This window comes from Pseudoalteromonas sp. MMG012, from assembly GCF_018100875.1.
GTDB classification, from domain to species: domain Bacteria; phylum Pseudomonadota; class Gammaproteobacteria; order Enterobacterales; family Alteromonadaceae; genus Pseudoalteromonas; species Pseudoalteromonas aurantia.
The window spans coordinates 1-3,203 of the sequence record NZ_JAGJEF010000147.1; the positions used below are offsets into that span (position 1 = coordinate 1).

At 46.9% G+C, this 3,203-nt stretch carries 1 protein-coding gene; it reads left to right on the top strand.

Going from position 1 to position 3,203, the window contains the following annotated elements:
- Positions 1-3,203, top strand: a 3,203-nt coding sequence (locus J8L97_RS22530) for a condensation domain-containing protein (protein WP_247688790.1), incomplete at both ends; no start/stop codon positions are given.

The following is a 3,203-nucleotide window of genomic DNA, read 5'->3' on the forward strand; positions in this document are numbered from 1 at the left end:
AGTTCACAGTTGCCAGATTACATGGTTCCCAACCAGTTTATGGTGTTAGCACAGCTGCCGTTAACGGCGAATGGTAAAGTCGATAAAAGGGCATTACCTGTCCCTGAGCAACATACGCACAGTTACCGAGCTGCATACACAGAAACTGAAAAGCAACTACAAGAAATATGGGCTGAGTTATTGAAGCGACCTTTGGCAGAGCTTAGCTGTGATGCGAACTTCTTTGCCCTAGGGGGCGATTCTATTTTGTCTATCCAGTTGGTGTCTCGCGCTGCGGAGCAAGGACTTTACTTTAGTGTAAAGGATTTATTTCAGCACCAAACGATTATGGCACTGGTCACGCAGGTCAAATACAGCAAAACGCACACGGTGGTGCAAGACGAAGTAACATCAGAGATGGCATTATTACCGATACATCATGCTTTTTTCAGTGACGAAACGGCACTAGAGCACTTTAACCAATCGGTGTTATTAGAAACCCCAGAATTATTTGATGATACGTGTTTGGCACCGATAGTGACTGCATTACTCACTCGGCATGACGCCTTACGCTTGCGGTTTGCTAAGGTTGATACTCAATGGCGAGGACAGCATCAGCGAGTAGCAGAAGTTGACGCTGCGAAGTGCACCTCAATACAAGCATGGGATGGTGAGGCGGATAGCCTAACAGCAGCGGCAGAGCAGGTGCAACGCAGTTTGTCTCCGAGTACGGGTGAATTATTACGCTTCGTGTATTTTCATCACGGACAGGGTAAAGGGCGCTTATTATTGGTGATACACCATTTAGTTGTTGATGGCGTATCTTGGCGTATTTTGCTAGCAGATATTGCTCGATTATATCAGCAATATCAACGGGGGGAGCGACTACAGCTAGCACAGAAAACCAACAGTTATCAACAATGGAGTGAATACCTCCATGCGTATAGTGTTAGCGATGAACTACAAGCGCAAATGGCGCATTGGGTCAATAGCAGTGAGAGTCATAGTTGGTTAGCGCATTACGGTCAATTGGATGGACAAGCCAGTGGTCATCGACAGCAAGTACAGTTAGCACTGAATGAGGCACAAACGCAGGCATTATTAAGCAAGGTCCCCCATAGCTATCGGACACAGGTTAACGAAATACTGTTGGCGGGTTTGTGGTTAGCGCATCAGCGAAGCAGTGGCGCTGAGTCGTTATCAGTGACATTGGAAGGGCATGGCCGAGAAAGTTTAGATGGCACAATAGATTTGAGTCAGACAGTAGGATGGTTTACGAGTTTATATCCACTGCACCTGAGGTGCACGCATAGTGCAGAAGTTGGGGCGGTGGTGATGGCGGTGAAAGAGCAATACCGACAAGTGCCCAGTGCAGGGATAGGGTATGGGGTTTTAAAGTACCTCACAGGGGAGCCTGTGCTGGCAAAAATGAAGACGCCGGCCTTGCAGTTTAATTATTTAGGGCAGTTTGACCAAAGTGTGTCGGAGGCGGGGGCATTCGCAATGGCACAAGAAAGCAGTGGTCAGCATATCAGTGCGGCGCGGATCGACAGTGATGAATTAGTGCTCAATGGCAAGGTGGTCTTTGGTAGTCTGAATTTCACTCTTAATTATGATAGTGGGCGCTATAGTACAGAGCGTTTAACGCGATTAATGCAAGCGTATGAGCAGGCGTTGAAAGACATCATAGTACATTGTGAACATCGAGGTGAAGGGCCTTATACTCCGAGTGATTTTGCACTGGCACAGGTAACAACAGAGACGTTATTGAGATGGCAAGAAAACAAGGATATAGCAGACTTGTATCCAGCTACGGGGATGCAACAAGGCTTGTTGTTTCATAGTTTATTAGAGGCAGGAAGTTATGTTACACAAACGAGAATTAGTTTTAAACAGCTAGATGTTGCGTCATTTAAAGCGGCGTGGGCAGAGGTGGTGCGTCGGCACCATATTTTTAGAACGGCTTTTGTGGGTATTGAAGAAGGGAATGCGCATCAATTGGTAGCGAAGGCAGCAGCGCTGCCTTGGCATGAAGAAGATTTAAGTCAATTATCGGCACAAGAGCAAGAGCGCTATTTAGAGACGTTTCAATGTGCGGATAAACGGCAAGGGTTTGAGAGTCATGTGGCGCCTTTAATGCGGTGTAGTTTATTTAAGTTAGGGGAAGAACACAGTCTGATATGGAGTTATCACCATGCATTGTTGGATGGTTGGTGTATCCCATTGGTGTTTAAAGAGATTAATGAATGTTATAGCGCGATAATGACGCAGCAAGCAATGTTGGAGGAGCCACAGCATAGTTATCGTGATTATGCGCAGTGGTTGAGTGAGCAAGATAACAAGGCAACAGAGCTGTATTGGCAAACGGTGTTAGAGAATGTCACCAGTCATACACAGTTACCACCAAATGAAGGTGTGGCGTGTGATGTGGGGGTTGAGCATAGGATAGAGTTTAGTGAGGATGAAACAGCGGCGTTACAGCAATTGGCAGCGCGCGCGCATACGACGTTAAATATAGTGGTGCAAACGGCTTGGGGGTTGTTATTACAACGTTATGGCAATCAAGAGTCGGTGGTGTTTGGGTCAGTGACATCAGGGCGTCCGGCGGGTTTAGCTGGTGTAGAGTCAATCTTGGGGCTGTTTATAAATACAGTCCCGGTGGTGCTAGAGGGCATGCCAGCAGGGGACGTCACCACACTATTGGGCGCACAGCATGCCCAGCAAGTGGCACGAGAGTCACACAGCTATTACCCGTTATATGAAATACAAAAGCAGGGGTCATTGGGTGAGCAATTATTTAACAGTGTGTTTGTTTTTGAGAATTACCCGGTAGATGAACAGTTAAGTCATGAAGGAGCACAAGGAGGATTGGTTGTTACGGCAGCGGATACGACAGAGGGAACAAACTATGAGTTAGCGGTTGTTGCGCATGTATCTGAAGGGTTAAGCATTCGCTTGGAAGGGGGAGCTGGGAAGTATAATGCGCCAAGTTTGGCACGAATAGGGGGGCATTATAAACGTTTATTACAAGGATTAGTGACGGAGACAGAGCTACACGCGGTAGCGATGCTCAGTGATATAGAGCAGCAGTATTTAACAGAAACGTTAAATGACACGCGTAGGGCGTATGAACAAGATGTGTTGTTACATGAGTTATTTGAGCGTCAAGCAGCGGCGAATTCACAGGCAATAGCGGTGGTATCTGGTGCGGAGCAATTGACATA